The sequence below is a fragment of the Acetobacterium wieringae genome, assembly GCF_023700225.1.
Classification (GTDB): Bacteria; Bacillota; Clostridia; order Eubacteriales; family Eubacteriaceae; genus Acetobacterium; species Acetobacterium wieringae.
This window is the reverse complement of sequence record NZ_CP097897.1, coordinates 2708791-2732070: the sequence shown is the minus strand read 5'-3', so window position 1 is coordinate 2732070 and position 23280 is coordinate 2708791. Positions and strand designations below refer to the sequence as shown.

Annotated in this window: 38 protein-coding genes; 31 read left to right on the top strand and 7 right to left on the bottom strand. The window is 38.8% G+C overall.

Annotated elements, in window-relative coordinates:
• Positions 1-8: 8 nt before the first annotated feature.
• From CHL1_RS13310 to CHL1_RS13290, 5 genes are all read right to left on the bottom strand, one after another.
• Positions 9-1208: a tyrosine-type recombinase/integrase gene (locus CHL1_RS13310; RefSeq protein ID WP_250933392.1), complete on the bottom strand. Its 1200-nt coding sequence runs from the start codon at positions 1206-1208 to the stop codon at positions 9-11.
• The gene (locus tag CHL1_RS13305) at positions 1209-1670 is read right to left on the bottom strand and encodes an ImmA/IrrE family metallo-endopeptidase (protein WP_250933391.1); all 462 of its coding nucleotides are present in this window, start codon (positions 1668-1670) and stop codon (positions 1209-1211) included.
• Positions 1671-1873: 203 nt separating this feature from the next.
• The gene (locus CHL1_RS13300; protein WP_250933389.1) at positions 1874-3085 is read right to left on the bottom strand and encodes an Eco57I restriction-modification methylase domain-containing protein; all 1212 of its coding nucleotides are present in this window, start codon (positions 3083-3085) and stop codon (positions 1874-1876) included.
• A 53-nt stretch (positions 3086-3138) separates the two neighbouring features.
• Positions 3139-5307 (bottom strand): ATP-binding protein, encoded by a 2169-nt coding sequence (locus tag CHL1_RS13295; protein ID WP_250933387.1) that lies wholly within the window; start codon positions 5305-5307, stop codon positions 3139-3141.
• Positions 5308-5390: 83 nt separating this feature from the next.
• Positions 5391-5873 (bottom strand): helix-turn-helix domain-containing protein, encoded by a 483-nt coding sequence (locus CHL1_RS13290; protein ID WP_250933385.1) that lies wholly within the window; start codon positions 5871-5873, stop codon positions 5391-5393.
• 166 nt (positions 5874-6039) lie between these two features.
• On the opposite strand from CHL1_RS13290, the gene CHL1_RS13285 reads away from it, so the two are divergent.
• Positions 6040-6267, top strand: a complete 228-nt coding sequence (locus tag CHL1_RS13285; protein WP_250933383.1) for a helix-turn-helix transcriptional regulator — start codon at positions 6040-6042, stop codon at positions 6265-6267.
• 12 nt (positions 6268-6279) lie between these two features.
• Positions 6280-6483 carry a hypothetical protein gene (locus tag CHL1_RS13280; protein WP_250933381.1) on the top strand — a complete coding sequence of 68 codons (204 nt, stop codon included), beginning with the start codon at positions 6280-6282 and terminating at the stop codon, positions 6481-6483.
• On the opposite strand, the gene CHL1_RS13275 is transcribed toward CHL1_RS13280, so the two are convergent.
• Together CHL1_RS13275 and CHL1_RS13270 are read right to left on the bottom strand one after the other, a co-directional pair.
• Positions 6480-6692: a hypothetical protein gene (locus CHL1_RS13275; RefSeq protein ID WP_250933380.1), complete on the bottom strand. Its 213-nt coding sequence runs from the start codon at positions 6690-6692 to the stop codon at positions 6480-6482. The two genes, CHL1_RS13280 and CHL1_RS13275, sit on opposite strands and share 4 nt — an antisense overlap.
• A gap of 182 nt (positions 6693-6874) precedes the next feature.
• On the bottom strand, positions 6875-7444 hold the full coding sequence (locus CHL1_RS13270) for a hypothetical protein (RefSeq protein ID WP_250933378.1): 570 nt from the start codon (positions 7442-7444) through the stop codon (positions 6875-6877).
• Positions 7445-7554: 110 nt separating this feature from the next.
• On the opposite strand from CHL1_RS13270, the gene CHL1_RS13265 reads away from it, so the two are divergent.
• From CHL1_RS13265 to CHL1_RS13125, 29 genes are all read left to right on the top strand, one after another.
• Positions 7555-7821, top strand: a complete 267-nt coding sequence (locus tag CHL1_RS13265; protein ID WP_250933376.1) for a helix-turn-helix domain-containing protein — start codon at positions 7555-7557, stop codon at positions 7819-7821.
• A gap of 86 nt (positions 7822-7907) precedes the next feature.
• Positions 7908-8411, top strand: a complete 504-nt coding sequence (locus CHL1_RS13260; protein ID WP_250933374.1) for a helix-turn-helix domain-containing protein — start codon at positions 7908-7910, stop codon at positions 8409-8411.
• Between the two features lie 59 nt (positions 8412-8470).
• On the top strand, positions 8471-8641 hold the full coding sequence (locus CHL1_RS13255; RefSeq protein ID WP_250933372.1) for a hypothetical protein: 171 nt from the start codon (positions 8471-8473) through the stop codon (positions 8639-8641).
• The gene (locus tag CHL1_RS13250) at positions 8638-8865 is read left to right on the top strand and encodes a hypothetical protein (RefSeq protein ID WP_250933370.1); all 228 of its coding nucleotides are present in this window, start codon (positions 8638-8640) and stop codon (positions 8863-8865) included. Before CHL1_RS13255 ends, CHL1_RS13250 begins: the two co-directional genes overlap by 4 nt.
• A complete protein-coding gene (locus CHL1_RS13245) occupies positions 8862-9689 on the top strand; it encodes a hypothetical protein (RefSeq protein WP_250933369.1) in 828 nt (275 codons plus the stop codon). The genes CHL1_RS13250 and CHL1_RS13245 overlap by 4 nt, the downstream gene beginning before the upstream one ends.
• Positions 9682-9987, top strand: coding sequence for a replicative helicase loader/inhibitor (locus CHL1_RS13240; RefSeq protein WP_250933367.1), 306 nt, complete (start codon positions 9682-9684; stop codon positions 9985-9987). The genes CHL1_RS13245 and CHL1_RS13240 overlap by 8 nt, the downstream gene beginning before the upstream one ends.
• On the top strand, positions 9926-10333 hold the full coding sequence (locus tag CHL1_RS13235) for a replicative helicase loader/inhibitor (protein WP_250933365.1): 408 nt from the start codon (positions 9926-9928) through the stop codon (positions 10331-10333). Before CHL1_RS13240 ends, CHL1_RS13235 begins: the two co-directional genes overlap by 62 nt.
• On the top strand, positions 10330-10518 hold the full coding sequence (locus tag CHL1_RS13230; protein ID WP_250933363.1) for a hypothetical protein: 189 nt from the start codon (positions 10330-10332) through the stop codon (positions 10516-10518). Before CHL1_RS13235 ends, CHL1_RS13230 begins: the two co-directional genes overlap by 4 nt.
• Positions 10515-10991: an AP2/ERF family transcription factor gene (locus CHL1_RS13225; protein ID WP_250933361.1), complete on the top strand. Its 477-nt coding sequence runs from the start codon at positions 10515-10517 to the stop codon at positions 10989-10991. The genes CHL1_RS13230 and CHL1_RS13225 overlap by 4 nt, the downstream gene beginning before the upstream one ends.
• A complete protein-coding gene (locus CHL1_RS13220) occupies positions 10984-11154 on the top strand; it encodes a hypothetical protein (RefSeq protein ID WP_250933359.1) in 171 nt (56 codons plus the stop codon). Before CHL1_RS13225 ends, CHL1_RS13220 begins: the two co-directional genes overlap by 8 nt.
• A gap of 88 nt (positions 11155-11242) precedes the next feature.
• On the top strand, positions 11243-11464 hold the full coding sequence (locus CHL1_RS13215; protein ID WP_250933357.1) for a hypothetical protein: 222 nt from the start codon (positions 11243-11245) through the stop codon (positions 11462-11464).
• A complete protein-coding gene (locus tag CHL1_RS13210; RefSeq protein WP_250933355.1) occupies positions 11454-11699 on the top strand; it encodes a hypothetical protein in 246 nt (81 codons plus the stop codon). Before CHL1_RS13215 ends, CHL1_RS13210 begins: the two co-directional genes overlap by 11 nt.
• Positions 11696-11854: a hypothetical protein gene (locus tag CHL1_RS13205; RefSeq protein WP_250933352.1), complete on the top strand. Its 159-nt coding sequence runs from the start codon at positions 11696-11698 to the stop codon at positions 11852-11854. Before CHL1_RS13210 ends, CHL1_RS13205 begins: the two co-directional genes overlap by 4 nt.
• On the top strand, positions 11851-12705 hold the full coding sequence (locus CHL1_RS13200) for a radical SAM protein (protein ID WP_250933351.1): 855 nt from the start codon (positions 11851-11853) through the stop codon (positions 12703-12705). The genes CHL1_RS13205 and CHL1_RS13200 overlap by 4 nt, the downstream gene beginning before the upstream one ends.
• Positions 12706-12714: 9 nt before the next feature.
• Positions 12715-12861, top strand: a complete 147-nt coding sequence (locus tag CHL1_RS13195; RefSeq protein ID WP_250933349.1) for a hypothetical protein — start codon at positions 12715-12717, stop codon at positions 12859-12861.
• Positions 12862-12939: 78 nt separating this feature from the next.
• A complete protein-coding gene (locus CHL1_RS13190; RefSeq protein WP_250933347.1) occupies positions 12940-13374 on the top strand; it encodes a hypothetical protein in 435 nt (144 codons plus the stop codon).
• A gap of 165 nt (positions 13375-13539) precedes the next feature.
• Positions 13540-14073: a hypothetical protein gene (locus tag CHL1_RS13185; RefSeq protein WP_250933345.1), complete on the top strand. Its 534-nt coding sequence runs from the start codon at positions 13540-13542 to the stop codon at positions 14071-14073.
• Positions 14074-14091: 18 nt separating this feature from the next.
• On the top strand, positions 14092-14706 hold the full coding sequence (locus CHL1_RS13180) for a tyrosine-type recombinase/integrase (protein WP_338078235.1): 615 nt from the start codon (positions 14092-14094) through the stop codon (positions 14704-14706).
• A gap of 210 nt (positions 14707-14916) precedes the next feature.
• Entirely contained in the window at positions 14917-15648 is a 732-nt protein-coding gene (locus tag CHL1_RS13175; protein WP_250933343.1) for an HNH endonuclease, read from the top strand.
• Between the two features lie 101 nt (positions 15649-15749).
• The gene (locus CHL1_RS13170) at positions 15750-16133 is read left to right on the top strand and encodes a hypothetical protein (RefSeq protein ID WP_250933341.1); all 384 of its coding nucleotides are present in this window, start codon (positions 15750-15752) and stop codon (positions 16131-16133) included.
• Entirely contained in the window at positions 16130-17785 is a 1656-nt protein-coding gene (locus tag CHL1_RS13165; RefSeq protein WP_250933340.1) for a terminase large subunit, read from the top strand. The genes CHL1_RS13170 and CHL1_RS13165 overlap by 4 nt, the downstream gene beginning before the upstream one ends.
• 10 nt (positions 17786-17795) lie before the next feature.
• Complete coding sequence (locus tag CHL1_RS13160) at positions 17796-18971, top strand: phage portal protein (protein WP_420840471.1); 1176 nt, start codon at positions 17796-17798, stop codon at positions 18969-18971.
• Positions 18972-18973: 2 nt separating this feature from the next.
• Positions 18974-19762: a head maturation protease, ClpP-related gene (locus CHL1_RS13155; protein WP_250933338.1), complete on the top strand. Its 789-nt coding sequence runs from the start codon at positions 18974-18976 to the stop codon at positions 19760-19762.
• Positions 19755-20990, top strand: a complete 1236-nt coding sequence (locus tag CHL1_RS13150) for a phage major capsid protein (RefSeq protein ID WP_250933336.1) — start codon at positions 19755-19757, stop codon at positions 20988-20990. Before CHL1_RS13155 ends, CHL1_RS13150 begins: the two co-directional genes overlap by 8 nt.
• 43 nt (positions 20991-21033) lie before the next feature.
• Complete coding sequence (locus CHL1_RS13145) at positions 21034-21327, top strand: head-tail connector protein (protein WP_250933334.1); 294 nt, start codon at positions 21034-21036, stop codon at positions 21325-21327.
• On the top strand, positions 21328-21663 hold the full coding sequence (locus tag CHL1_RS13140; RefSeq protein WP_250933332.1) for a hypothetical protein: 336 nt from the start codon (positions 21328-21330) through the stop codon (positions 21661-21663).
• Positions 21632-22084 carry a hypothetical protein gene (locus CHL1_RS13135; RefSeq protein WP_338078234.1) on the top strand — a complete coding sequence of 151 codons (453 nt, stop codon included), beginning with the start codon at positions 21632-21634 and terminating at the stop codon, positions 22082-22084. The genes CHL1_RS13140 and CHL1_RS13135 overlap by 32 nt, the downstream gene beginning before the upstream one ends.
• Positions 22077-22433, top strand: a complete 357-nt coding sequence (locus CHL1_RS13130) for a hypothetical protein (protein WP_250933328.1) — start codon at positions 22077-22079, stop codon at positions 22431-22433. The genes CHL1_RS13135 and CHL1_RS13130 overlap by 8 nt, the downstream gene beginning before the upstream one ends.
• Positions 22434-22436: 3 nt before the next feature.
• On the top strand, positions 22437-23279 hold the full coding sequence (locus CHL1_RS13125) for a chitobiase/beta-hexosaminidase C-terminal domain-containing protein (protein WP_250933326.1): 843 nt from the start codon (positions 22437-22439) through the stop codon (positions 23277-23279).
• Position 23280: the final 1 nt, after the last annotated feature.

Here is a 23280-nt window from a genome sequence, read left to right as displayed (position 1 = left end):
TCAAGTAATTAAGCCCTTTCTGAGGGCTTTTTATTTTTGTCTATTTTATTTTGCCCCTTGATTTGCCCCTTATAGAATTTATCAAGTTTTTTTGATGAAAGTACCTTTTGTTTCTCCAAAACGGTTGTATAGGTGTTTAAAGTCTCGGAGATGTCTGCATGGCCCATTAACATTTGAACGGTCTTTGGAGCTTCTCCCAGTTCGAATAAACGGGTGGCATAGGTATGCCGGAGATCATAAAACCGTTTATTCTTAATTCCACAGGATTCATAAATCTTCTTAATCCGTTTATTCATATTCTGTCGATCCAGGTAAGTGCCAATTGAATTACTGAAAACAAGAAAATCACCTTCAACGGCAACGCCAAATTTTAAGAACTTTTCTCTTTGATTGATTTGATATTGTTTTAATTTGGTCAAGATCCCATCGGGTATAGGCACTAGGCGATTGGCGTTTTTAGTCTTAGGCGGGCCGGTGACTCCGATGTATTTATTTAGATCAATGTCTTTACTGACTTTATAAGCCTTGTTCACTCGAATTGTTTTCCCTTTGAAATCAATATCCTCCCAGATTAATGCAGAAAGCTCCCCAGGGCGCAGACCAGTATACATGGCCGTAAGATAGAGCATTTCATAGTCATCATCTTTGATCGCAATTTCAAATGCTGTTTGTTCGGCAATCGTTAGCGGTCTGACAGTTGGGGTAGGCGTTTTGATGATGGTTCGATCCTCCGGGATCTTAATGATTTTTGAAAAGTCATTTGGTATCCGGGCGGTTTCTGCTGCAAAGCGGATGGCAGGTCGTACTATTTTATTAATACCATTGATAACGCTGGTTGATACGCCCGATTTAAAGAGGTCGTTATACCAATCCTGTATTTTCTTTGGGTTGAGTTTTTTTAGTTGAACCTTGGAAACTGATGAATGCTCAATATATTTTCTGAACTTATTATCATAGGACTCTTTGGTGGATGGCTTTTTATCCACCAAATGGACCTGATACAGCCAGTATTTGACAAATTCACCAAAGGGTTGAGTATCGGTTGAAAGATCCCCATCCATTTCTTTTTTTGCTTTTCCAATCTTTTCTTCCATTTCAGTAACACTATTTGCATAAATATCTTTTGGCCGATTATCTTTATAAAACAGCCGGAAGAAATAATATTCAGTACCGTTCTTAGTTTTTTTCTTATATGTTTTTCTTGCCATTTAGTATAACCTCATTTCTTTGTTACTTGGCTCCGTTATTAATGCTGCACGTTTTATGACATATTCAACCGGAATGCCATATTTTTCAGCAAGATCCCATTCGTTAAACTGTTCTAAATCACGATCAAAGCAAAAAGGAGGCATGATTAAATATAAAGCAAAAGCATCTGCTTGGGCTTCATATTTATTTTTGGTGTATTTATCAACACGATACACATCATAATGATTGCACATAATATGACCCAATTCATGGCTTAAACAGAAACGATTGTGGGTGTCACTGAAATTTGGTACAAATACAGTAGTGCTAAGAATAAAAGAAGCTTTTGATTTATTAGAAATGCAAACATCATAGCCACGATCAATAATGATTTGTTCGATTTCCCAAATAGGTATGGGGAAAGTAGAGATTTTATATTTTTGGTGTAGAAAAATAGATTTCATCCGTTGCGTGTTGAACATAAACAAGCCTCCTCAAAAAAGAACATTTGTTTATTTTAACACAAAAAAGAACATAAGTTCTAAAAAAGGATGGGTAAAAATTTGTTTTGTAGTATAAGAAGTTTTAAATAAGCAGATTGTTAAAAATATTTGAAATATATATTTAGGAGAAAGGACATCTTGCAAGATCTATGAAGATGTCCTTTTTTATTGAAGGGAAAATATCAAGATTTGCGTTTATGAATGAGTACATACTCCGAATTCATTGACTGTACACTTTTATTATCAACACTTGATGTAGTCTTTGGAATTCGTTTATAGGGAATATCACGAGAGTTTTTTTCGACATTGATAAAGTTATGATTTTCTAGATACTGGCAGCTAATATCGGTTAAATCAATGTTTATTCCATCAACAGTTCTGTTACCTAAAGTAAGAACTATATACTTCTTAGTAACTCTACACAATTCATTTAGAAATCTGAAATAATCTGAAAAAAAGCGAATGACCTTTCTATGCTTTCTTTCAGATATTTTATTTAGATAGGGCATTATCAATTTTATATCTCGTTCATCTATTATGCTTAAACTATTCATTCCTCCAAGACTCTGAGTATCAATAATAGAATAATTGTTTTTTTCCCAACCTTCAAGTGCAAGTTCTTCGTCCGGAATCCAATTTAAAGCTAATGAAGAAAATTGACCATATGGTACGGTTGTTTGATTTTCGCCATAGGGAGGTGATGTAATTGAGAGGTCGAAAAATTGATCTTCAAAGTCAAGGATCTTTATTAGAATATCGGATTTAAAAAGATTAAAGCTATCTGAATGCTTTTTGTATTTATCCAATTCGAGCGTTATAGCGGTTAAAAAATCTTCGATTGCATTGTTAGTCATTCTTTCAATTTGTTCATCTGTGCGTATATGCAATTTATAGGTTGAGCTTCTTGAATTACTGTATTTTCTTGCAATATTTGAAAACATACACCAATAAAAAGAACGGCATTGAGCGTCTTCAATTTGAATGATAGATTTTCTGATTCGTTTCAAAGAATTTGAAATGTCTTCCCGATACCATTTCTCCATATTATCAAAATAGAAATCATCAGGATAGGTACTTTCAATTAACAAACGAAGCGTTGCATTGTTATAATATATGCTTTCATTAACTCCATGAAGTTTTGTTTTTGTGATTAAATACGCCAATGGGTTAATATCACAACCATAAAGATTAAGATTTTCATCTAATTCAAAAGCCTCATAGAGTGCAGTACCTGATCCACAGAACGGATCAAAAATACTAGAAATATTATTTTTAGAGATAATGTTCCTGATAATATCCTTTTGCATTGGCGCAATCATTGGCGCTGGATAAAGAACGGAACCATGGATATCATTCTTTTTTCGATAATCGCTATAATTATTGTCTAATTTCATATTTTTCACCTCGGTTGTATTTTAACAAAAATCGAAATAGAAATCCAGGTTTTTTATTTTAAAAGTTCATTCAGTAAAACTAAATAGGTGCCTGTCAGTATACCGAGGTTCTTGACATCATCTTTGGTAACATTTGTTGTTGATTTATGTGCACCTAAATGGGCGTCTTCTATTGCAGCTTTATATTTATCTTTCTGGAGAATATTTGACGTATTATGCCGTGAGATGTCCAATTTAGTGCAAATTTTCGAAGTAGTTTTTGTTGCATTATTAAAAAAATCAATGACAAATCCTACATTATCTTTTAATTTGTTGGCAGTGATTTTGTTTTTTAAAGCTTGAAATTCATTATTATTGTCAGATATGTTTGAATGTTTTTTTATTGAATCCATACTCAATTCATAAATAGATCGAAGTGAACATGCAATAATTTCTAAATAGGTTTCTTCATTATCATATAGGCTGTTAATTTGTGTAACTAACTTTGAAATTATTGGATTAAATTCAATAATATAGTTACATAAGCCGTTGTATATTATTAAATCTTCTTTTATATTTGCATTACCTGTTACTGCAGCAGTTTGTTGTTTAAATACAATCAATATTTTTTTTATTAGGTCGGTTTTTGTTTCGGAATCATTAAACGAATAAATTACTTCAAATTCAGTATCATTTTGTTGCGAACCAATAAAAGTTTCATTAGTGTTGTTAATTTTAATTTCTACTATATCAGTTACTGATTTGCCATTACTGTCAGTAGCAATTTTTATGAATTTTTTTAAATCAATTGCAGGTCCATATAGTGGATACGAAGCGTTGGGTATGTATAATTCTAAAATAGGGGTAACAAATGATTTTTCAGCTTGTTTTTTATTTGGCGGTTTTTTCTTAGATAGTTGGATTTGAATATTATGATCAAATATACTGTACGTTGCGCTGTTATTTTTTAAGTCTACATCGATAGAAACTTCATCCCGAAAATAGAACTTTTCATCTATGTTTTGTTTTAATAGACTTTTGATTTTATCGATATCATCACCATCTCTGTATTCAATGGTGCAGTTTTTATAAAACTCGAAATTATTTAAATGTTTCTTTCTTTTGGAGCCTTCATCTTGTATTGTCATATTTATTTTTTTGAGAAATTCGGTTATATTATTTGTTAGTTCATTTTGAACAAATTGTGTTCGGTCAGAGTTGAAAATCAAGTCTTTACTTTTTGAAAAAACTTTTATAGTACCAATTAATTGAGGTAGCGATTGTCCAGATTGTTTACGTCTGTTGATGTCAACATTAAACAAGTTGTAATTATTAAACAAATTGTTATTAATATAAAGTAGTGGTGTTATTTGTGGGGTTTCTTCGTCAGGTTTTTGAAATAATTGGTTGAATTTTGTTGATTCATTAGTGGTTAAATGATACGCAAATAATTCAATTTTTACATCGAAGTCTGTTATTAAGGTATCAAATTGAATTTTCGCTAATTCAAAAGTTTTTTTATTAAATGGATATTCAAATAAAATATTACTATCTTTTGTCGAATCAAAAGAGATCTTCATAATTTGTGAGTTGATTCGTTCTGTTGCTGCATTAATCTCTTTGGAGATTAATGGATCTTCACTATTGATTGTTAATTTAATAGTCATAACATTGTCACAGAATGAATTAACAATTTTCATTATTTTTGTTTGATCATTTAAGTCAGGTTGTAATAATTTGACATTTGAATCATCCATAAAGATTTCTATTTTTGTCCCTTTTTTTATGTTTCTATCATGATTTAATACAATCGGGAAGTTTGAAATATCTCTTTGAGCAACGATCTCATCCAGATTTACTGTGAATTGAAAACCATTATCGCCTGTATTAGTATTCCAAGTAACTGTTTTACCAAAGCGAAAAACAGCTAGAAAACCTAGGCCTTTTGAACCTTGAATGATTCGACCGTTTACTTCGGTTCCATATTCTTTTTGACTATGTGAGATATGAAATAATTCATCAATACTATTTTCGCTCATACCATCGCCATCATCGACTATTGTTATTTTTTTATTTGGTAAATCAATAGTTATATCGATGTTATTAGCCTGAGCATCATAGGCATTTTTAATCAATTCATTAAGAGCAACTATATTTGATGGGATTTTTTCGGATAATTCATTAATGATCGAACCATCGACAGTAATTTTTGTTTCTGATGTCGTTATTACTTTTTTTTCCATTAAACTCTCCAATTCAAAATATTGACATATGTTAAATTTTTTTAAAATTTAATAATTAAAAAAGCAGACTTTAATAAGCCTGCCTAATCATCTAATTTCTTTTTTCGCTGTTCCTGGTTATACGCCGCAAAATTCAAAGCTTCATCAATAACTTCATCAGAGAAGTCCATAAATTTCTCGACCTTTTTCTTTTTCTTTTCCAGCTTTTCTTTATATTCATCCATGATGGCCAGTTTTTGTTCTTCATCAATATTCTCATATTGATAAAACATGGAATCACCACTTAGTGTTTTAAGAAAATTCAACCATTTGCTTTCGGTATCGAGTTCGTCGTTAAAATCCTGGTCAACGTTACGCACTGGTAGTGGGTCGTCAGTTCTACCAAGAAGGTAGTCGGTGGAGACGTGGAAATAATCGGCTATTTTATTTAAGATAGTATTATCAGGAAATCTCTTTCCCGATTCGTACATCCCAACAGCACCGCTTGTAATGCCTAACTTAAAGGCAAGATCACGTTGAGTTAAATCTTCGGTTGAACGTAAATATTTTAGACGATCTGAAAACATAATAACACCTTCTCTATTTTATGGAGTCAATTATATCAAAATCAATTAAAAACAACAATCTGTTAGTAAAAATACTAACGTAATGTTAAAAATATGTTGACATAGCTAACGAAACGTTGTAATATAATGACAACAGAACGTTAGCAAGGAAAGGAGGGGGTGAAGAGTGAACAATATTTCAAAATACAGAGCCATGAAAGGCTTGACGCAGAATGACCTTGCAGAAGATCTAAACGTGACATCAGGAGCCGTTGGAATGTGGGAAACTGGTAAAAGAGTACCAAATTTAGAGATGGCAAAGGTAATTGCAGACTATTTTAACGTTACTATAGAAGAAATTTTTTTTACTGATGAAAACAACGAAACGTTAGCAAAAGAGCCGAAAGCCAGTTAGGAGGTGAGAAGGATGACAGAAAAAGAATTCAAAGAGAAATTCTCAGATGTGAAGGAGTATAAGCAAAGCTGTATTTTTGAACCAATACCGGTTGATTCTGTTGAAGAAGTGACTGATCTGGAAAGAGCAGAAGAGTTATTAAATGAAAACTGGATATTGATCAATTCATATACCAATACCCAGAGTTTTGTGGTTATTTTTGGACGGAAATGTTAGTGGGTTGTGCTATCCGAGTTATAAATTCCCATCAAATAGCGATTATGTCCAAGGACATAGTGTAATGTTTGGTCACCAGAAGATTCAGGATTAGGTGAAGAACAAACCGTGTACATTTTGAGGATACGCCAACCTTTTTTAAGATGCTCGTCGACATCTTCAATGCTAATTAGTTCTTTAACGGTATCAATGTTTTGGTATTCAGACATGAGTGTACCTCCTTACAAATTATTTCAGTCATTGAACTGATAATTTAATTATAGGAGTGGGAGTAAAAATAAACAAGAGTAAAAATAAAAAGCCAGTTAGGAGGTGAGTTGGATGAATCCAAAAGATAGAAAGCTTCTGTTATTTGCAGATATTCTTTCGCTCATTGGAGTAACTTTAGCAATCATTGCTCTTTTACTGAATTCGTGAATGGGTGAATAGGCGTTAAATGATCAGGAAGCGGTTTTATCAGAATGTCTGCATTAAATCTTTTCCCAGGAGTGAAGATAATTAAATTACATAATTCTTGTTTTCCGATAATTTGATCAACGTCGAAAATTGCATAGCCTTGAGTGGTTCCATTTGATGAAATACGAAGATTATCAAGAATGTTTTCTGACATCAAATTCAAAGCTTGTCCACGATTCGTTTTGTTGCTGTCAAGCAAGGTTATTCCATTTTTATTATAGTCATCATGGAGATCACACCTTGTAGCATCATATATTTTTGAGTTGAATTTTAATTGTATTCGACTGATTGCAACCTCGGTATTAGAGTTGTTTTCTATTAATAGATGAATCACGGCTATTTTATACTCATCATACCAAACAAAGCCAAAACAATAATTGTCTGATGAAGTGTTTATCTTAAATTTAATTATTGATTTCCAGTGAGTGTGTAAAGAAATTGAAATGCTTATGACTGATAGTGCAAGAGCGAACAAAGCGATCCAGTTTGTAATTAAATAATCCATTTATTCTCCTAAATAAGTTATTCCAAGGCTGCTGACTTATAAAACAATTATAGGAGAATGGAGAAAAAGAAACAAGAGCAAAATTCAAAAGCCAGTTAGGAGGTGAAAAAATGCAGGCACAGAACACGGAGATTTTAGCATTACTAGGCGCAATGGTTGAGCAGCTAGTAAAATCAGAAACCTCTAAACCAAAAGCAGAGCCGGAAACGTTGCTACTTAAGCCAAGGGAAGCGGCTGAGAAGCTGGGGTTACCCTATAATCGTATACGGTCATTATACCTATACGATGACACATTTCCGGCTTTTAAAATTGGTCAGCGGTACTATGTAAATATAGCATTGGCTGAAAAGTGGGTTGAAGAAAGATCAAAGAATTAAGCGTGGATCATGTTGAGGTTGTTGAAGGGATTTGGGAGAATTTGTATTCTATATTTTAATTCTATACGAAAGGACTAGAAAAGAACATGAAAGAATCATACAAAAGTATTTACAGAATCTGCAGAGATCGTTCCGGTTTAACCCAGGAAGAAGCAGCGCCAAAGCTTGGGATTTCGGTTCGGGCACTAGGCAGTTATGAAGCTTATTCTATCGATGTTGGAAAGCATATGCCCCCGGAAGATATCGTTTTGAACATGGCAAAACTATACGGTACACCATGGTTACCGTTAATTCATCTTAAAGAAAATACTTTAATAGGCAGGGAAATATTCCCGGATATCGAGCTAACAGACCTTCCACTGGCATTTTTAAAGTTTCAAGCCGAAATAGGCGATATACAGCCGTTAGAAAGCGAAATGAGAAAAGTTATCCTGGATAATCATATTGATGAACACGAAATAGAAACCTCGGAAACATTTATAAAAGAATTAATGGAGGGCATCATGTCCGGGTGGAGTTTGATTTTCTCCGCAATAGAAAAAAGACCGCTGCGGGAACAGCGATCTCAAGTTATTACCCTGTCGAGGTAAATATTCTTTTGTAAATTTTAGCATATAAAAATGCGTTTGTATAGTGGAGAAAGGTCGGGATGAAGAAAAATAGAACAAGTGATGAGGATAAGATTCAGTATCTGAAAATGATGTCTCTCTATGAAAGAGAATCAAAACGTCAAAAAGGCGATGAGAAATTTAGAAAAATGATTAACCGGTTCCGGAAAAGTATAAAGCTGGAACCGGAATATTTGGAGGAAGAAACATGAGCTATTCATTACAGAGAGTAATTGAAATTTTAGAAAAAAAGGGATTTGTGCCAGAAGAATCAAAAAATAATGGGGTACTGCATTTTACGGCTCCGGGATATAAAGAAATCAAGATGAAATCAGATGGTGTTAAGCATTATTTTAAGGTGCTAACAAAATTTACAACCAATCTGAGAACTGCCCTGGAATGGGCAGGCGTTGACAAGCTGGAGGATGTGGCGTGAATTATAATTTTGACATAGCAATAGCTCAGGAGCTGGGAGTCAGCGCTGCCATTGTTGTTCAAAATCTTCAATTCTGGATTAAAAAGAATGAAGCCAATGATAAGCATTTCCACGATGGCCGTTATTGGACTTTTAATAGCATCAAGGCTTGGAAAGATCTATTTCCTTTCTGGTCAGATCGACAGATTCGGAAGATTTTGGACGATTTAATTAGCAAAGGAATAATTATAAAAGGCAATTATAATGAATTGAAGTATGATCGAACTTTGTGGTATGCATTTACTGATTATGGCATTTCCATTTTACATAATTGTCAAATGAAAGTGCCAGATTTGTCAAATAGAAGTGACAAGAATGTCGAACCTATACCAGATATAAACACATATATAAACACAAATATAAACACAGATAGAGAGAGTAACCCCGAAACCACTGAGATCGCTTTAACAGAAAACCCGAAAAAAGGGGATCGGAAAATACTGAATGATGTGGTGGAGGAATTCAACCGGGTTGTTTCACGTCTGCCAAAAGTAACGGCCTTAACGCCGAAGCGACGGGGGATCATTCAGCAGCGGATCAAGGAGCATGGGCGGGAAGCGGTCAGTGTTTGTTTTTTCAAAGCTGGTAAAAGTGATTTTCTCTGTGGGGTCAATGATCGGGGGTGGATGGCCAGCTTTGACTGGATCATGAAGCCGGAGAACTTTGTTAAAATCCTCGAGGGGAATTACGACAATAAAACCCAGATCCCCAGAAACCTGCAGGGGGCGCTGTCAAACCTTCAAAACCAATATGAGCTGGAACAAGGAGGATCAATCTTTGACTAATACCGAAACAGCAAAAATTTTAGCGACGTTGGCTGCTGTATACCAGAATTTTCAAGTCAATGAATTTACTCAGAAGGTATGGGAAAACCTGCTGGAAGATGTGGATTACCGATTTGCATTACCAGCCACAAAAAGTCTGATAAAAACTTGTAAATATGTACCATCGATAGCTGAGATTATCGAAACGTCAAAAATTGAAAAGCTGCTGCAATTTGAAAGACAGGAGGAATTGAAAATTGAATCATGCAGAAACAACCAACTTGCTGATGGAAATGCAGGGGTGCTTTCCTCGGATTAGCGTAAGAGATGTGACCATCGAAACATGGAAAGAGATCCTGGACAATGTGCCATATGACACTTGCCACAAGGCGTATATTAAATACCTGAAATCTGGAGAAACCCGGGAGCCGAAACCGGGTGATATTTTATCACTGGCAAGAACAATGCATAAAGCGATTGTTGTGAATCCTGTTGAATGCGAGCTTTGTCATGGCCGTGGAATGTTATTCATCCTTGAGCCAGACGGGCATGAATGCGTTGCTCGGTGCAGCTGCTCAAACGGACAACTATATCCGCATTTCCCAACGGTCAAGCTGGGGTTCCATCGGCATACTGAACTTGGGCGCATTGAGGTCATCAGATGATTTATTTAATAGCAGATACCAGCAAATATGAATGGCCATTGGCCACCGCTGGCAGCCTGAATGAATTGGCTGAGATCTGCAAAGCTGAGATCCCGGTGATCTGCCGGGTGATCCGGAAGAAACGGACAACAAAGTTATTTCATGGGGTGCCAGCGAGGATTTATAAATTTCAGGAGGACGAATGAATATGCCTAAAGCTATTGATTTGATCGGGCAGCGATTTGGGCGGCTGGTGGTTACAAAGAGAGTTGAAAATAAAGGAAAATACAGAAGTTGGGAGTGCTTATGCGACTGCGGAAACATAATAATTGTACCCGTATGCCACTTAAGAAGTGGGAATACCCGGAGCTGTGGGTGTTTAGTTGAAAATAATGGACAAAATGTAAAGGAGATAGTTGAAAAATTTAACCACACAAATCCAAATTTTTTAAAAAGCAAGCTTGCAATTAACAATAAATCAGGAGTAAAGGGTGTTTGTTGGCAGAAGCGAAGCGGGAAATGGGTGGCGCATATAGGATTCCGTTGTAAAAAATACACGCTTGGTACGTTTGCCGACATCAATGACGCTATCGCAGCCCGAAAAGCTGCTGAGGAAAAATATTTTAAGCCGGTGCTTGAAGAATATGAGAACCAAAATGAAGGGGTGGAAAATGAATAAATACAGAAAATTGCAAACAATAAAACATGCTCTGCAGTATTACATAACTCGGCCTGATGCCGATCCCAAGGACATCGAGCAGGAAAAGGCCCTGCTGGAAAGTGTTAAGGGTGAGATCCGGGCGGTTAAACCTAAGCGGTATGGAGCTGGAGCAAAAGAATGAAGTGGATCTGTGATGGCTGTGAGCATATTGACGAGGTGCCTTATATTTGCATATGGGGTTGTCCTAGAAAAGAGAAAAGCGGAATGAGATGGAATTTATCAAAAGAATTTATAACTTCAAATCTCAAAGCCGGGATCGAGAAGAAGGGTTTGAGGTAGAAAGTGACCGATTTACTGGCTTGAGATACATTATCAAGGGTGATAGCCTGGTGATTACTTCAGCTAAAAACGGTGTCTTTGCGGTTGATTTGGAAAAGGGCAAATTATTGGCCCAGGAAATAATGGAGATGGTGGAACATTATGAAAAGTAAATATGGAAGTGAGTATTATGGTTTTATAGAAATTCTGTATCAAGATGGTACCAGCGATGCCTTTTATGCTGGAGCTGGTTTGGCCCAGAAAATTGGGCTGGAAGTGATGAAAGGGGACTGTCTGATTAATATCCCATGTCGACAGGGAAAGAGCATTGAGTTCTTTTCTTCAAAAGTCAAGAAAGTCACTATGGTTATTGGCGGGCGGATCACATTGAAGCGGGTGAGCGCATGATTGAAATACTAATAAATATTGCTTCAATGAGTTTCTGGTTTGCATTAGCTACGTCTGGGATCGCTGCAGCGCTGATCGGACTATTTTTCCTGAGTGCGGTGGTGTGCGGCGTTACTGGTGGTGTGATCAGTGGGATTGTGAAAAGAAGAAAATGAAAATACTAAGAGTATTTCCAAAGAAGACAAGTTATACACCAACCGATCCGCTTGTTTATTATCCGAATGGATTGACTCAAGCACCAATGTGGGAATTGTTTCCAGAATTTGACGAAATCCATATTTCTTGTTCATTTACTTGGGATAAGAAGTTTTGTGAAGAATTGGCCTATCAATTCCGATCCACGCAGGATAAACCAGTGAAGCTTGGAGGTCCAGCGTTTGAAAGTGAAGCACCGGATTTTGAACAAGGTCTTTACCTAAAATCGAATATCACATTTACAAGCAGGGGATGCAATAACCAATGCCCATGGTGCATAGTTCCAAAGATCGAGGGCAAACTAAAGGAAATACGGATTTGTCAGGGAAATGTGATTCAGGACAATAATTTTCTTCAAACATCGAGAACTCACAAAGATAGAGTTTTTGAAATGCTGAAAACCCAAAAGTTGGTGCAATTCAAAGGCGGTTTGGAATCAGATCTGATCGACGACCATTTTATTGAGAATGTGCGAGGATTAAAAATTGATGAATTGTGGCTTGCATGCGACACAGATGGATCATTTAAAAACCTTGAAATTGCCGTCACGAAATTGGCAAAAGCCGGATTCAGCAGAGAAAAACTGAAATGCTATGCTCTGATCGATGGCGACATTAGGAAAAATGAGGAACGGCTGCAAAAGATCTGGCATGCTGGAGCTATGCCGTTTGCTCAGCTTTACAGGGACTTCACGGATAAAAAAACAGAATATCCAAAAGAAGTTGAAAAGTTTGCAAGATCATGGCAACGCCCAGCAGCAATTAATATGCATATGAAAAAAGGGACTGATTTTAGAAGTTTTAATATTTAGGAGGAGTGTATGAAAGGGAAAAAGAAAAACGCATGTAAAAAGAAGGAGTGTAAATATTACAATAATTATTTCAAAAATAATTGTTCAGCTTCGGCCAATGCGCATCGTTTATATAAGTGCCGAAATTATGAAATGAGTGTTCAGGATATCAGTTGATGCTCCGAAAAAGCCCATAAAAAAAGGAGCTTTCGCCCCAAATCGCTCATAGAATTATTTTAACATGGGGGGAAGCGAATGTCAAAGGTTAAGAGTATTACGGCCATGATCAATATAGAGACGAATTGTAGGGACAATCTGGTTCGCAGAAAAGGGAGACTGATGAGCCAGCTTGCTCCGGATGGTATTAAAACAAGTAATTTGGGGGATGATCTGGATGCTTCATGCATTCATGGTAACCGGTCAAGAGCTTTTGAAGATATTCTACCGGAGGTCATGGAGTTGCAGCAACAAATTAATGAACACAACCGGGAGATTGATGTTCTCGTTAATTTGAAAAACCAGATTCTTGAGCAGATAAGTAGTATTGATAATGTGAATACAAAGGTTAAATATCTAAGGGATCAGGTTGGATACAGCTTACAGGAGATAGCGTTAGTGCTGGGTTATGGATATGGGTATATTAGAAAAATATCGTCAAAATTGGATAAGGAAGAAAAAAATAATCAATAATAGGCGAATAGTGAACAAAATAGGGTACAGCAATTTTTTTAAAACCATGATATTATCTAAAGTGAAAAAGAAGGTCAAGAATTAAGCAGCCGAAAAGGTTGCTTTTCTATTTTTTGTTTGATTATAATCATCTCAGAATGTAAAATGATGCTGAGGTGATTGAATATGAAACAAAAAAAGTTTAAAGGAATTGTTCGAAGACTAGCTAATCAGTACAGAAAGAATAAGAAAGGTATATGCAAAATTGATGTTGAGCTAGATGAATTTAAGTACATTGAATCAATCGAAAGAAATAAAGAATATTATTCAAATCGATTTTCAGTTGAAATATTGGAAGATACAATTATTGAACTAACGGGGAGAATTAACTCAAGTAAGTATAGAATTGACGATTTAAACGAAGAATTCAATTTCAGCATATCTGAATCAGTGTTACTTATTTCCGCTATAGTTGGTTATATAATCGGCGCAGTAATAAACTATGGTTTAAATCAAGAGTCAATATCATTATTTAATGTTATTTCAAGTGGAATTCTAGGTCTCTTGAGTGGAGTTGGAATTTTTATTTTCATATATCCGCTTCTCGATAGCAGGTCAAAAACCTCAGAAGAGATTAAAAAGCTCCGTTATGAACTGCAGGAGCTTGAAATTCAACAAAAGATTATTGAAATAGAGATTTCAAGGGTGACTCGAAAATAATGGAGGATGAACAATGAAGTGAGAAAACAACCATCAAAACCAATCAAGCGAACCCAGGACGTTCTTGATATGCAAGATTATTTAAAAGCGGCATCCAACAGAACGGTTGAGGGCAGACGAAATTACATTTTATTTTTAATCGGCATCACGACCGGTTACCGGGCCGGGGATTTAGTTGGCCTAAAGGTCAGGGATGCCAGGGAAGCGATTCGGCATGGGTACTTTCTGATTCAGGAAGGGAAGAAATACAATTCTAAGAACATCCGACAGAAGAACCGGAAACCCCGGCAGGCGGAGATTATTCCCAAGGTAGCCAGAGAGTTAAAATTATACATCAAAGATAAGCGTGATTATGAGTGGCTGTTTCCATCCCGAAAAGGTGGAGCCATTGGGGTTCAGGCAATCAGCAATATCTTGAAGGATGCCGCTGCTTACTTTGGGATCAAAGGGATCACGGCGCACAGCATGCGTAAAACCTATGCTTATAAAATTTACATGGACAGCGGAAAGGATGTTGTAGCGGTGAAAGAGCTGCTGGGACACTCAAGCATTGAAGAGACAAAACTATATTTAGGACTGGATCAGGAGAAGTATCACGAGTACACAAAGGCATTAGCTGACTTTGTACGGTGAGCTTTTTTTATTTTTTTGATGTTGAATGTTTAAAAAATGAGTGGGTGAACATTGAAGGTCTGAATTTCTTATACTCTAGTAAGTAGAGAGATGAAAAACTGAATGTGTGATTCTCTAAGATAATTAAACATTCAAACGGAAAAACCCGAACATTAACGCTATAAATAGCAAATAATGTTCGGGTTTTTATTTTAAGATTTGAGGTGATTTATGGCTGGTGCATTTGCAAAAAGAATATACAGTTCCAAACGTTGGATCTCAAAACGAGATTACATTTTCCAGAAACGATTTGGAATTTGTGAACGGTGTGGCAGACCAGGTGAGGAAGTCCATCATAAGATTTATCTGACGCCGGAGAATATCCATGATCCTGAAATAGTTTATGGGGAGGATAACCTTGAGCTGCTCTGCCGGGACTGTCACTTTGATGAACATCGAAAGACTAACCCGCTGGGTGATAACTTCAAGCGTCGGATAAGGCTGACAAACAATGGCGTTTACTTTGATGATGCTGGCAATCCTCAGCCGGTTAAGCGGTGGTTGGTCTGTGGTGCTCCGGCATCGGGCAAGACAACTTATGTGATGGAGCACTTGGACCATGGGGATCTGGTCATTGACTTTGATCTGATTGGTCAGGCGCTCAGTCTGCAGAGTAAGGATGGGCTGCCGGACAATCTGGTGAAGACAGTGGCCGGTGTTCGTGATCATCTCTACCAATTGGTTGAGACAGAGAAGGTTGATGCAAGAAACATCTGGATCATTGCATCGCTTCCCAAGCAGAACGAGCGTGAACTGATTGCTGAGCGATTAAAAGCAGCCATCATTGCGATTGATGTGGATTATGAAACTTGTCTGGGTAGAGCAATGCTAGATGATAGCAGAAAAGACAAGGAGATGCAGAAGCAAATCATCACCCGGTACTTTCGCAACCGCAAAGGGTAGCCCCCCTTAAAAAACATGGGGTGGGGCCTGAAAGGACCGTCGGAGGTTGAAGAATTCTGTTCCTCCACGGGAAAATTTCAAAAAAGGAGGGGGGTATATTTTTGGGCATAGCCGAACAATTGGAAAAAGAAAAGAAGATCAGGGCTGAGAAAAACAGAATACTGAAGATTTATAAAGACATAAAGCTTGATGCAAAGATTATTAAAGTTCTGGAAGGTCTTGTTTCTGATGCTGCTTTTATGAGAATCGCAATTGAAGAAATAAAAGAGAAATTGATCAAAGAAGGGCTGATGGAAAAGTTTAAGAATGGATCTCAGGAGTTCATGCGGGAAAAACCGGAAGCCAAACTGTTTCTTAATTTCATGAAGCAGTATGCCAATACTATGAAGCAGCTGATTGATCTGATGCCGGTACAGGTGAAGGATGAAGAGCAGGATCAGCTCCTGCAGTTTTTCCAATCCGGAAAGGAAGCGGTAAAAAAATGAGTCGGGCAGAATATATTGAGGAATATTACGATGCGATCATGTCCGGGGACATTGTTGCCGGGCGCCGGATCAAGCAGGTTTATAACAAGCTGATGCATGACCTGAAGTACCCAGGGCAGTTTGTCTTTGATGAAGAGCTGGCTAATCTGCCAATTAATTTCATCGAAACATTTTGCAAGCAGGCCCAGGGAACGCTGGGGGCGCCAATCAAGCTGATGCTTTTTCAGAAAGCAAAGTATCAGGCAATATTTGGTTTTGTCGATAAGGATACCAGGCTTCGGCAATACCGTGAGGTCTTGGATATCCGGGGCCGGAAAAATGGAAAAACGACTGAGCTTGCTGCCACGGCTATTTATATGACAATTGCTGATAACGAGAGTGCTGCAGAAAATTATTTTATTGCGACCAAGCTTGACCAATCCCAAAAGGGATTTAATGAAGCCTGGAATATGATCGCACAGAGCAAAGATTTGTCAAAGTATATCCGGAAGAGGAAATCAGATCTTTATTTTGATCCCAGCTTTTCGTTTATCAAAGCGTTGTCCAGTAACCGCAACGGCCTTGATGGTCTTAATTCCCACTGTGTGATTATTGATGAGCTGGCAGCCATTAAGAATCGTGATCTCTATGACCTGATGATCCAATCAACATCATCCAGAGATCAGCCGCTTTTAACCTGCATTTCCACCAATGGTTTTGTCCGGGAGTGTATTTTTGACAGTCAGTATGAGTATGCCTGTAAGGTGCTGGATGGCAAGATGGTTGATCAAAGGTTTCTGCCATTTATTTACGAGTTGGATGATCGGGACGAATGGGATAAAGAAGAATGCTGGCAAAAAGCAAATCCGGGGCTTGGTGTTATCAAGAAAACCGAAGTTCTCCGGGGCTTTGTAAATAAAGCAAAAGAAGATCCGGCCTTTAAAGCAACGGTCATGGTCAAAGATTTTTGTGCGACTGAAAATGCAGCCACTGCATGGCTTCGTTGGGAAGAACTTTATAACCCGGAGAAATTCGAAGCGAAAGAAATGGGTTTCCGGTATGGCATTGGCAGCTTTGATTTGGCTGAAACAACCGACCTTGCCGCAGCAAAAGTTGTCTGCAGAAAAAGGGACGATGAAAAAGATTATTATCTGTCGATGTACTGGCTTCCGGAAGAAAACTTGAACAACAAAGAATTACTGGATCAGGTGCCTTACCTGTTGTGGGAAAAACAGGGATTGCTGAGAGTTTGTCCGGGAAACCGGATCAATCCTTATGCGATATTGGAGTGGTTTGTTGAAATTCAAAATGAGTATGACATTTATATTCCCTGGATTGGTTATGATCCCTGGCATGTGGATGCCAGTTTGCTGCAGGCTTTTCATAGTCACTTTGGTAAAAATGCGATGATTTCAGTCCGGCAGGGGTCGTATACCTTATCTATGCCCATGAAGGAGCTTAAGGCCGAGCTGATCGCCAATCAGTCGGTTTATAATGACCATCCTATTGATAAATGGTGCCTGAAGAATCTGGAAGTGAAGGTGGACATCAACGGTAATATTCAACCGGTCAAAGGCGTGTCCCAGACACAAAAAATTGATGGAGCTGTGGCCATGATTATTGCCAAGGTTATCCTACGGGATAAAATGGCAGAATATTTAAATATGATTTAGGAGGTGTGTCTTGTTTGAAAAAGTAAAACAATTTTTTAATAAGAGTCCAACTGTTTCCAGAATGGAAATGATTACCGAACAGGGGAATGGGTTCTTTGCCTGGAATGGTAATCTTTATCATTCTGACCTGGTGAGGTCGTGCATCCGGCCAAAGGTAAAAGCCATTGGTAAGTTGACCGCTAAACACGTCCGGCAAACTGGATCTGATTTTCAGGTGAATCCGGAGGTTTACATGCGCTTCCTGCTGGAAGAACCAAACCCCTACATGACCGGGCAGATGCTGCAGGAAAAACTGGCTACCCAGCTGCAGCTTAATAATAATGCTTTTGCCTATATCGTCCGGGATGGCAGTGAAGTGCCAGTGGCGATTTATCCAATCCCGGCGACAACCGTGGAAGCGGTTTATAATAAGGCCGGGGATTTGTTTTTACGTTGCTTCTTGCTTAACGGTAAGCTGGTTACTTTTCCTTATGTGGATGTCATTCACCTTCGACAGGATTTTAATACCAATGACATTTTCGGGGAAAGCCCGCAACAGGCGCTGGCTCCTCTGATGGAGATTGTCAACACCACCGATCAGGGGATTATCAAAGCGATTAAAAACAGTGCGGTTGTAAAATGGTTGCTTAAATTTAATACGACCTTGAGGCCGGAGGATCTCAAGAAAGAGACAGATCAGTTTACGAATACATTTTTGAGTATCGAAAACTCTGGTGGCGCTGCATCGACCGATGCCAAGATGGATGCCATTCAGGTCACCCCCCATGATTATGTACCCAATGCGCTACAGATGGATAAAACCACTCAGCGTATTTTTTCATTTTTTGGCACTAACGAGAAGATCATCCAAAGCCGGTACAACGAGGACGAATGGAATGCTTACTACGAAGCTGAGATTGAGCCTTTTGCGTTGCAGGCTTCCGGAGAATTTACCCGGAAGTTATTCAGTCGCAAACAGCGTGGGTTTGGTAACTCCATTGTGTTTGAGTCTTCCAATCTGCAGTATGCCAGCATGAGTACCAAACTGGCATTATATCAGGCTGTGGATCGTGGTTCCATGACACCAAACGAATGGCGAAAGATTTTAGGAAACCTGACCCCGTTGCCCGGTGGCGATGAAGCGATCCGGCGACTGGATACCCAACCAGTCAAGGAATATACAAAAGTTGAGAGTGGAGGTGAATAAGAATGCCTGTTGAAATTGAAGTAAGAGGGACGATTGTCCCAGATGGTGATAAGTGGATCTATGATTATTTTGAGCAGCCCTGCACCACGGCAGCGGATATCAGAAACAAGATTCGGTCGGCTAACGGTGATGTGCTGGAAGTTTCGGTGAATAGTCCTGGTGGTGATATCTTTGTTGCGTCGGAAATATATACCGCATTGAAAAATTATAACAACGTCAAAATCAAGGTGACGGGTTTGGCGGCCAGTGCGGCATCGGTTATTGCGATGGCTGGTTATTGTGAGATGAGTCCAACGGCTCAAATGATGGTCCATAATGTGTGGACGTGTCAGAGTGGTGATTACCGGGATATGGATTCAGCCAGTGAGAGCTTGAAGAAAGCCAATCGATCCATTGCTAATGCTTATTGTGTAAAATCTGGCATGGCCTTGGATGCAGCGCTAAAAATGATGGATGATACCACGTGGATGACTGCCCAGGATGCCAAGGCGCTGGGGCTTGTGGATAAGGTGTTGTTTGAAGAAGCCGATGTTGATGGCTCATTTCAAAGCCACCTCTATCTTAATGCAGAGGTTAACAGCGTCCTGAAAGAAAACGCCAAGGCCATGTATGCAGCAATCCCCCGGTTAAGCCCTAGTGTGATTGCAAAAATGCGGGAGTCCCGGGAGAATGCTCCGGAGAAAAATGAAAAATCAGAAAATGAACCAAAAGCCCTTGTTGATCAGAATCTTGAATCGGCAAAGGCTTATTTAAATTATTTAAAACTGAAAGGTGATGTGAAAAATGACTAAAGAACAGTATTTGAAAATGAGAAATGAATTGTTGGCAGAGGTTGATGGATTAATTAACAGCGGTGATGTGGAAAATGCCAACGCAAAAATGGCCGAGGTTAAAGCTCTTGATAACCAGTTTGAAGCAGAGCGAACTGCCCAGGCAAATGCAGCTGCTTTAAGAGGGGCACCGATTGTAAATATTGAAACACAATCCGTTATTAACCAGGGGATTGAATTTGGACAAGTGCTTGCAAGTTTCGGTGAAACAACGACCGAAGCAGAGCTGCATGAGCGAGCTTTTTATAATTTTCTGGTAAACAAACCTTCAACCCAGGAAGAAAAAGCGGTGTTCGACCGAATCAATACCGATTATCGAAATGCAGTACAAACGGCCACAGAGCATCAGGTTGTTATTCCAGAAACGATAACAGCTATGATTTGGCAGGAAATTGCGGATGCTCATCCTGTGTTAAAGGATATTCTAAAAACTAATGTCCCTGGGGATCTAACTCTGATTAAAGATGATGATAGTATCACAGATGCAGAGTGGATTGATGAAGCAACTGCCGCTGAAGGGGATGATGTAGGGTTTGGAACTGTTGAGTTAACAGGCTGCGAACTACCCAAAGCGGTTGATGTGTCATGGAAGATTAAGAAAATGTCAATGGCAGATTATATCCCTTATATTGCCAGAAAAATTGCTGAAAAAATGGGGAATGCCATTGCTAAGTCTGTATTTACCGGAAAAGGAAAACCGGGTGAAGGAGATACCTTTAAAGCTCAGCCTAAAGGTGTTGTAACAGCTCTGAACGCAGAAGCAGGAACACCACAGGTTGTCACTTTTGCTACCGCCGATCCACTGTCGTACAAAAAGATTACATCAGCTTTGGCAAAAATTAAAAGTGGGTATTTGGGAAGTGGTGCAGCCATTTACGCAGACAACGCTACGATCTGGAATGAGCTGGCTAATGTATTAAATGAAATGGGAAATCCATATTTTGTTCCTGACCCAACTGGTGCTGGTGTTGGTCGTATGTTTGGGTTGCCAGTAAAAGAAGAAGCTGCAGCTGCTGGTAATATTCTTATTGGTAATTATGGCAAAGGTTATGCTATGAACGTCAATCAGGATATTACCTTATATCAGGAAGATCACATTAAGGCAAGAACAACCACCTACATGAGCTATTCCATCATTGATGGCGATGTGGTTACAAACAAGGCCTTTGCTCTTATCAAAAAGGTATAGAAGGGTATCAGGGGGCAATGCCCCCTTTTAACGGGTGAACAAAATGCTTGAATCAATCAGAAATGCCCTGAGAATTAAAAATACGGTCTTTGATGATGAAATAACAGATTTGATCAATGCATGCAAGCTGGATCTTTCCATATCCGGCATTAAGATCATTGAGGATACCGATCCGCTGATTAAGCAGGCGGTCAAAACCTATGTTAAAGCAAATTTCGGTTTGGATAATAAAGACGGTGAGAAGTACATGGAAAGCTATGAAGCGATCAAACGTCATCTGGCTTTATGCGGAGATTATAATGTGGCACCGATAGTTATACCGGAAGAGGGTGTGTAAATGTGGACAAGTATCTGTTATTTGGGCGTTGAACAGGATGTGGAAAACTCTCTCGGTGAAAAGTTTGAACAGGTCACTTTTGGTGATTATGTTTTTTGTGACAAGAAATCAATCCGCATGGCTGAATTCTACCAGGCAGCCGTCACCGATTTTAAACCCACGCTGACGCTGGTACTTAAACAGGCTGACTATGAAGCCCAGCGGTACGTGATGTTTGAAGGGGATGTTTTTACTGTGATCCGAACGTATGAGCCGGATAAGGAAGATATCGAACTGATTCTGGAAAGGGGGATTAAACATGGGGATGCCGCCGTCAGTAACGAAAGTGGTGGTTAAAAAAGGTAAAACTAGCATCACTTACACGTCAAACGTGGATCGGGTGAAGTATACCCTGTCTGAATTAACCCGGGCAGCGCTACGTGATGTTGGTAAGTACCTGACAAAAGAATTTCGCCTGGCCTATTATGGCCACTTCAAAAAACGCCGGGGCAAGGTTGGCAAGTTTACCCAGTATTGGGTGAGGAAAAAAGAAAACAATCTGCAGGTGGGGTTAAAACCCAATGCCTTTTATGGCGGATTCCAGGAAAAGGGATCTTCAAAGACTCCGGCGCTGGGGTTGCTGGCCAAAGTGACACAGGACAACATTGCTACTATTGTTGAGATTGAGTCTCAATATTTAGGTGCTTTGGAGTCGGAAGCGGCTGCTTTGGCCAAAATCAATGAAGAAGATTACCAGGGAGGCGATGAAAATGAGTAAAACCGTTCTGTTAATTGAAGAGATCAAAAAAATCATTCAAAACGTCCATATGGGCGTTTTTTATATTGGTACGACCAAAACCACTCCTTACCCTTATATAACCTTTCAAATAAGCGATATTGGGGCCAGTAAAAAGCTGGAATTGGACTATTGGACGGACAAACCGGACTCTATTGAGCTGGAAACATTAGCGGATAATGTGGACGAATTTTTGAATAAATATACGCTCACAAATGAGAATCACAGCATCACGATTTATAAAAATGACGACCGGCAACGGTTGGACGAAACAATTATTAAGCGGATCAATGAATCTTATGAGATCCGCTATTTTGGAAAGGAAGAATAAAAAATGGGAAAAGTACGAACAGGTTACAATCCGAAAACAATGGAGAATCTCCATACTGGTGCCGGGGCGTTTTTTAAAAATTTTATTGTCGGCACAGACACCTATGAATCGGCCCGACTTGGGGGGAAACTCATTGGCGCAACTCAGGGCGGTGGTGAGTTTAAGGCTGCCGCTGAAATCCGGAACATTGAAATTGATGGGCTGCCCGGAAAAGGTATGGGGACTGAAATTATTGATTATATCGATGTTTCAATGACCATGAACTTCATCGAGACCACTCCGGATATTCTGGCCATGGCGCTTGGAGCAGCGGATATTGATGCCACCACCAATGGCACCTATGACATTATCACCGGGCGAAATACCTTTGAGGATGCGGATTATATCGGCAACATTACCTACATTGGCACCATCACCGGCAGTGAGGAGCCGATCATTATCCAGGTCTTTAACGCCTTGTCAACAGATGGGCTAAACATCAAGGTGGAAGATAAAAAAGAAGGAGTCATCCCCGTTACTGTCTATGGCCATTATCAAGACACCGGGGAAGGCACCCTGGATGCCCCACCATATGCGATCTATTATCCAAAAGGATCTAATGTTGCCACACCAGTTGCCAGCGTGAAGGGTGGAACCTACGCAACCAGCCAGACAGTCAGCTTAAGCTGTGCGACTGTGGGAGCGACCATCTATTACACCACCAACGGTTTTGAACCAACGACGGATGATACGGCTTACTCCACTGAAATTACTGTGGCAGCCGATACGATTTTAAAAGCCAAAGCAATTAAATCCGGCATGGCCGATAGTGCGACCATGACCGAAACCTACAGAATTGGAGAATAAA

Excerpts from the sequence above, each read along its gene's own strand:
- CHL1_RS13310 (WP_250933392.1), bottom strand. The coding sequence starts at position 1,208 with ATGGCAAGAAAAACATATAAGAAAAAAACTAAGAACGGTACTGAATAT.
- CHL1_RS13305 (WP_250933391.1), bottom strand. The coding sequence starts at position 1,670 with ATGTTCAACACGCAACGGATGAAATCTATTTTTCTACACCAAAAATAT.
- CHL1_RS13300 (WP_250933389.1), bottom strand. The coding sequence starts at position 3,085 with ATGAAATTAGACAATAATTATAGCGATTATCGAAAAAAGAATGATATC.
- CHL1_RS13295 (WP_250933387.1), bottom strand. The coding sequence starts at position 5,307 with ATGGAAAAAAAAGTAATAACGACATCAGAAACAAAAATTACTGTCGAT.
- CHL1_RS13290 (WP_250933385.1), bottom strand. The coding sequence starts at position 5,873 with ATGTTTTCAGATCGTCTAAAATATTTACGTTCAACCGAAGATTTAACT.
- CHL1_RS13280 (WP_250933381.1), top strand. The coding sequence starts at position 6,280 with ATGACAGAAAAAGAATTCAAAGAGAAATTCTCAGATGTGAAGGAGTAT.
- CHL1_RS13275 (WP_250933380.1), bottom strand. The coding sequence starts at position 6,692 with ATGTCTGAATACCAAAACATTGATACCGTTAAAGAACTAATTAGCATT.
- CHL1_RS13270 (WP_250933378.1), bottom strand. The coding sequence starts at position 7,444 with ATGGATTATTTAATTACAAACTGGATCGCTTTGTTCGCTCTTGCACTA.
- CHL1_RS13265 (WP_250933376.1), top strand. The coding sequence starts at position 7,555 with ATGCAGGCACAGAACACGGAGATTTTAGCATTACTAGGCGCAATGGTT.
- CHL1_RS13260 (WP_250933374.1), top strand. The coding sequence starts at position 7,908 with ATGAAAGAATCATACAAAAGTATTTACAGAATCTGCAGAGATCGTTCC.
- CHL1_RS13255 (WP_250933372.1), top strand. The coding sequence starts at position 8,471 with ATGAAGAAAAATAGAACAAGTGATGAGGATAAGATTCAGTATCTGAAA.
- CHL1_RS13250 (WP_250933370.1), top strand. The coding sequence starts at position 8,638 with ATGAGCTATTCATTACAGAGAGTAATTGAAATTTTAGAAAAAAAGGGA.
- CHL1_RS13230 (WP_250933363.1), top strand. The coding sequence starts at position 10,330 with ATGATTTATTTAATAGCAGATACCAGCAAATATGAATGGCCATTGGCC.
- CHL1_RS13225 (WP_250933361.1), top strand. The coding sequence starts at position 10,515 with ATGAATATGCCTAAAGCTATTGATTTGATCGGGCAGCGATTTGGGCGG.
- CHL1_RS13220 (WP_250933359.1), top strand. The coding sequence starts at position 10,984 with ATGAATAAATACAGAAAATTGCAAACAATAAAACATGCTCTGCAGTAT.
- CHL1_RS13215 (WP_250933357.1), top strand. The coding sequence starts at position 11,243 with ATGGAATTTATCAAAAGAATTTATAACTTCAAATCTCAAAGCCGGGAT.
- CHL1_RS13210 (WP_250933355.1), top strand. The coding sequence starts at position 11,454 with ATGAAAAGTAAATATGGAAGTGAGTATTATGGTTTTATAGAAATTCTG.
- CHL1_RS13205 (WP_250933352.1), top strand. The coding sequence starts at position 11,696 with ATGATTGAAATACTAATAAATATTGCTTCAATGAGTTTCTGGTTTGCA.
- CHL1_RS13200 (WP_250933351.1), top strand. The coding sequence starts at position 11,851 with ATGAAAATACTAAGAGTATTTCCAAAGAAGACAAGTTATACACCAACC.
- CHL1_RS13195 (WP_250933349.1), top strand. The coding sequence starts at position 12,715 with ATGAAAGGGAAAAAGAAAAACGCATGTAAAAAGAAGGAGTGTAAATAT.
- CHL1_RS13190 (WP_250933347.1), top strand. The coding sequence starts at position 12,940 with ATGTCAAAGGTTAAGAGTATTACGGCCATGATCAATATAGAGACGAAT.
- CHL1_RS13185 (WP_250933345.1), top strand. The coding sequence starts at position 13,540 with ATGAAACAAAAAAAGTTTAAAGGAATTGTTCGAAGACTAGCTAATCAG.
- CHL1_RS13175 (WP_250933343.1), top strand. The coding sequence starts at position 14,917 with ATGGCTGGTGCATTTGCAAAAAGAATATACAGTTCCAAACGTTGGATC.
- CHL1_RS13165 (WP_250933340.1), top strand. The coding sequence starts at position 16,130 with ATGAGTCGGGCAGAATATATTGAGGAATATTACGATGCGATCATGTCC.
- CHL1_RS13155 (WP_250933338.1), top strand. The coding sequence starts at position 18,974 with ATGCCTGTTGAAATTGAAGTAAGAGGGACGATTGTCCCAGATGGTGAT.
- CHL1_RS13150 (WP_250933336.1), top strand. The coding sequence starts at position 19,755 with ATGACTAAAGAACAGTATTTGAAAATGAGAAATGAATTGTTGGCAGAG.
- CHL1_RS13145 (WP_250933334.1), top strand. The coding sequence starts at position 21,034 with ATGCTTGAATCAATCAGAAATGCCCTGAGAATTAAAAATACGGTCTTT.
- CHL1_RS13140 (WP_250933332.1), top strand. The coding sequence starts at position 21,328 with ATGTGGACAAGTATCTGTTATTTGGGCGTTGAACAGGATGTGGAAAAC.
- CHL1_RS13135 (WP_338078234.1), top strand. The coding sequence starts at position 21,632 with ATGCCGCCGTCAGTAACGAAAGTGGTGGTTAAAAAAGGTAAAACTAGC.
- CHL1_RS13130 (WP_250933328.1), top strand. The coding sequence starts at position 22,077 with ATGAGTAAAACCGTTCTGTTAATTGAAGAGATCAAAAAAATCATTCAA.
- CHL1_RS13125 (WP_250933326.1), top strand. The coding sequence starts at position 22,437 with ATGGGAAAAGTACGAACAGGTTACAATCCGAAAACAATGGAGAATCTC.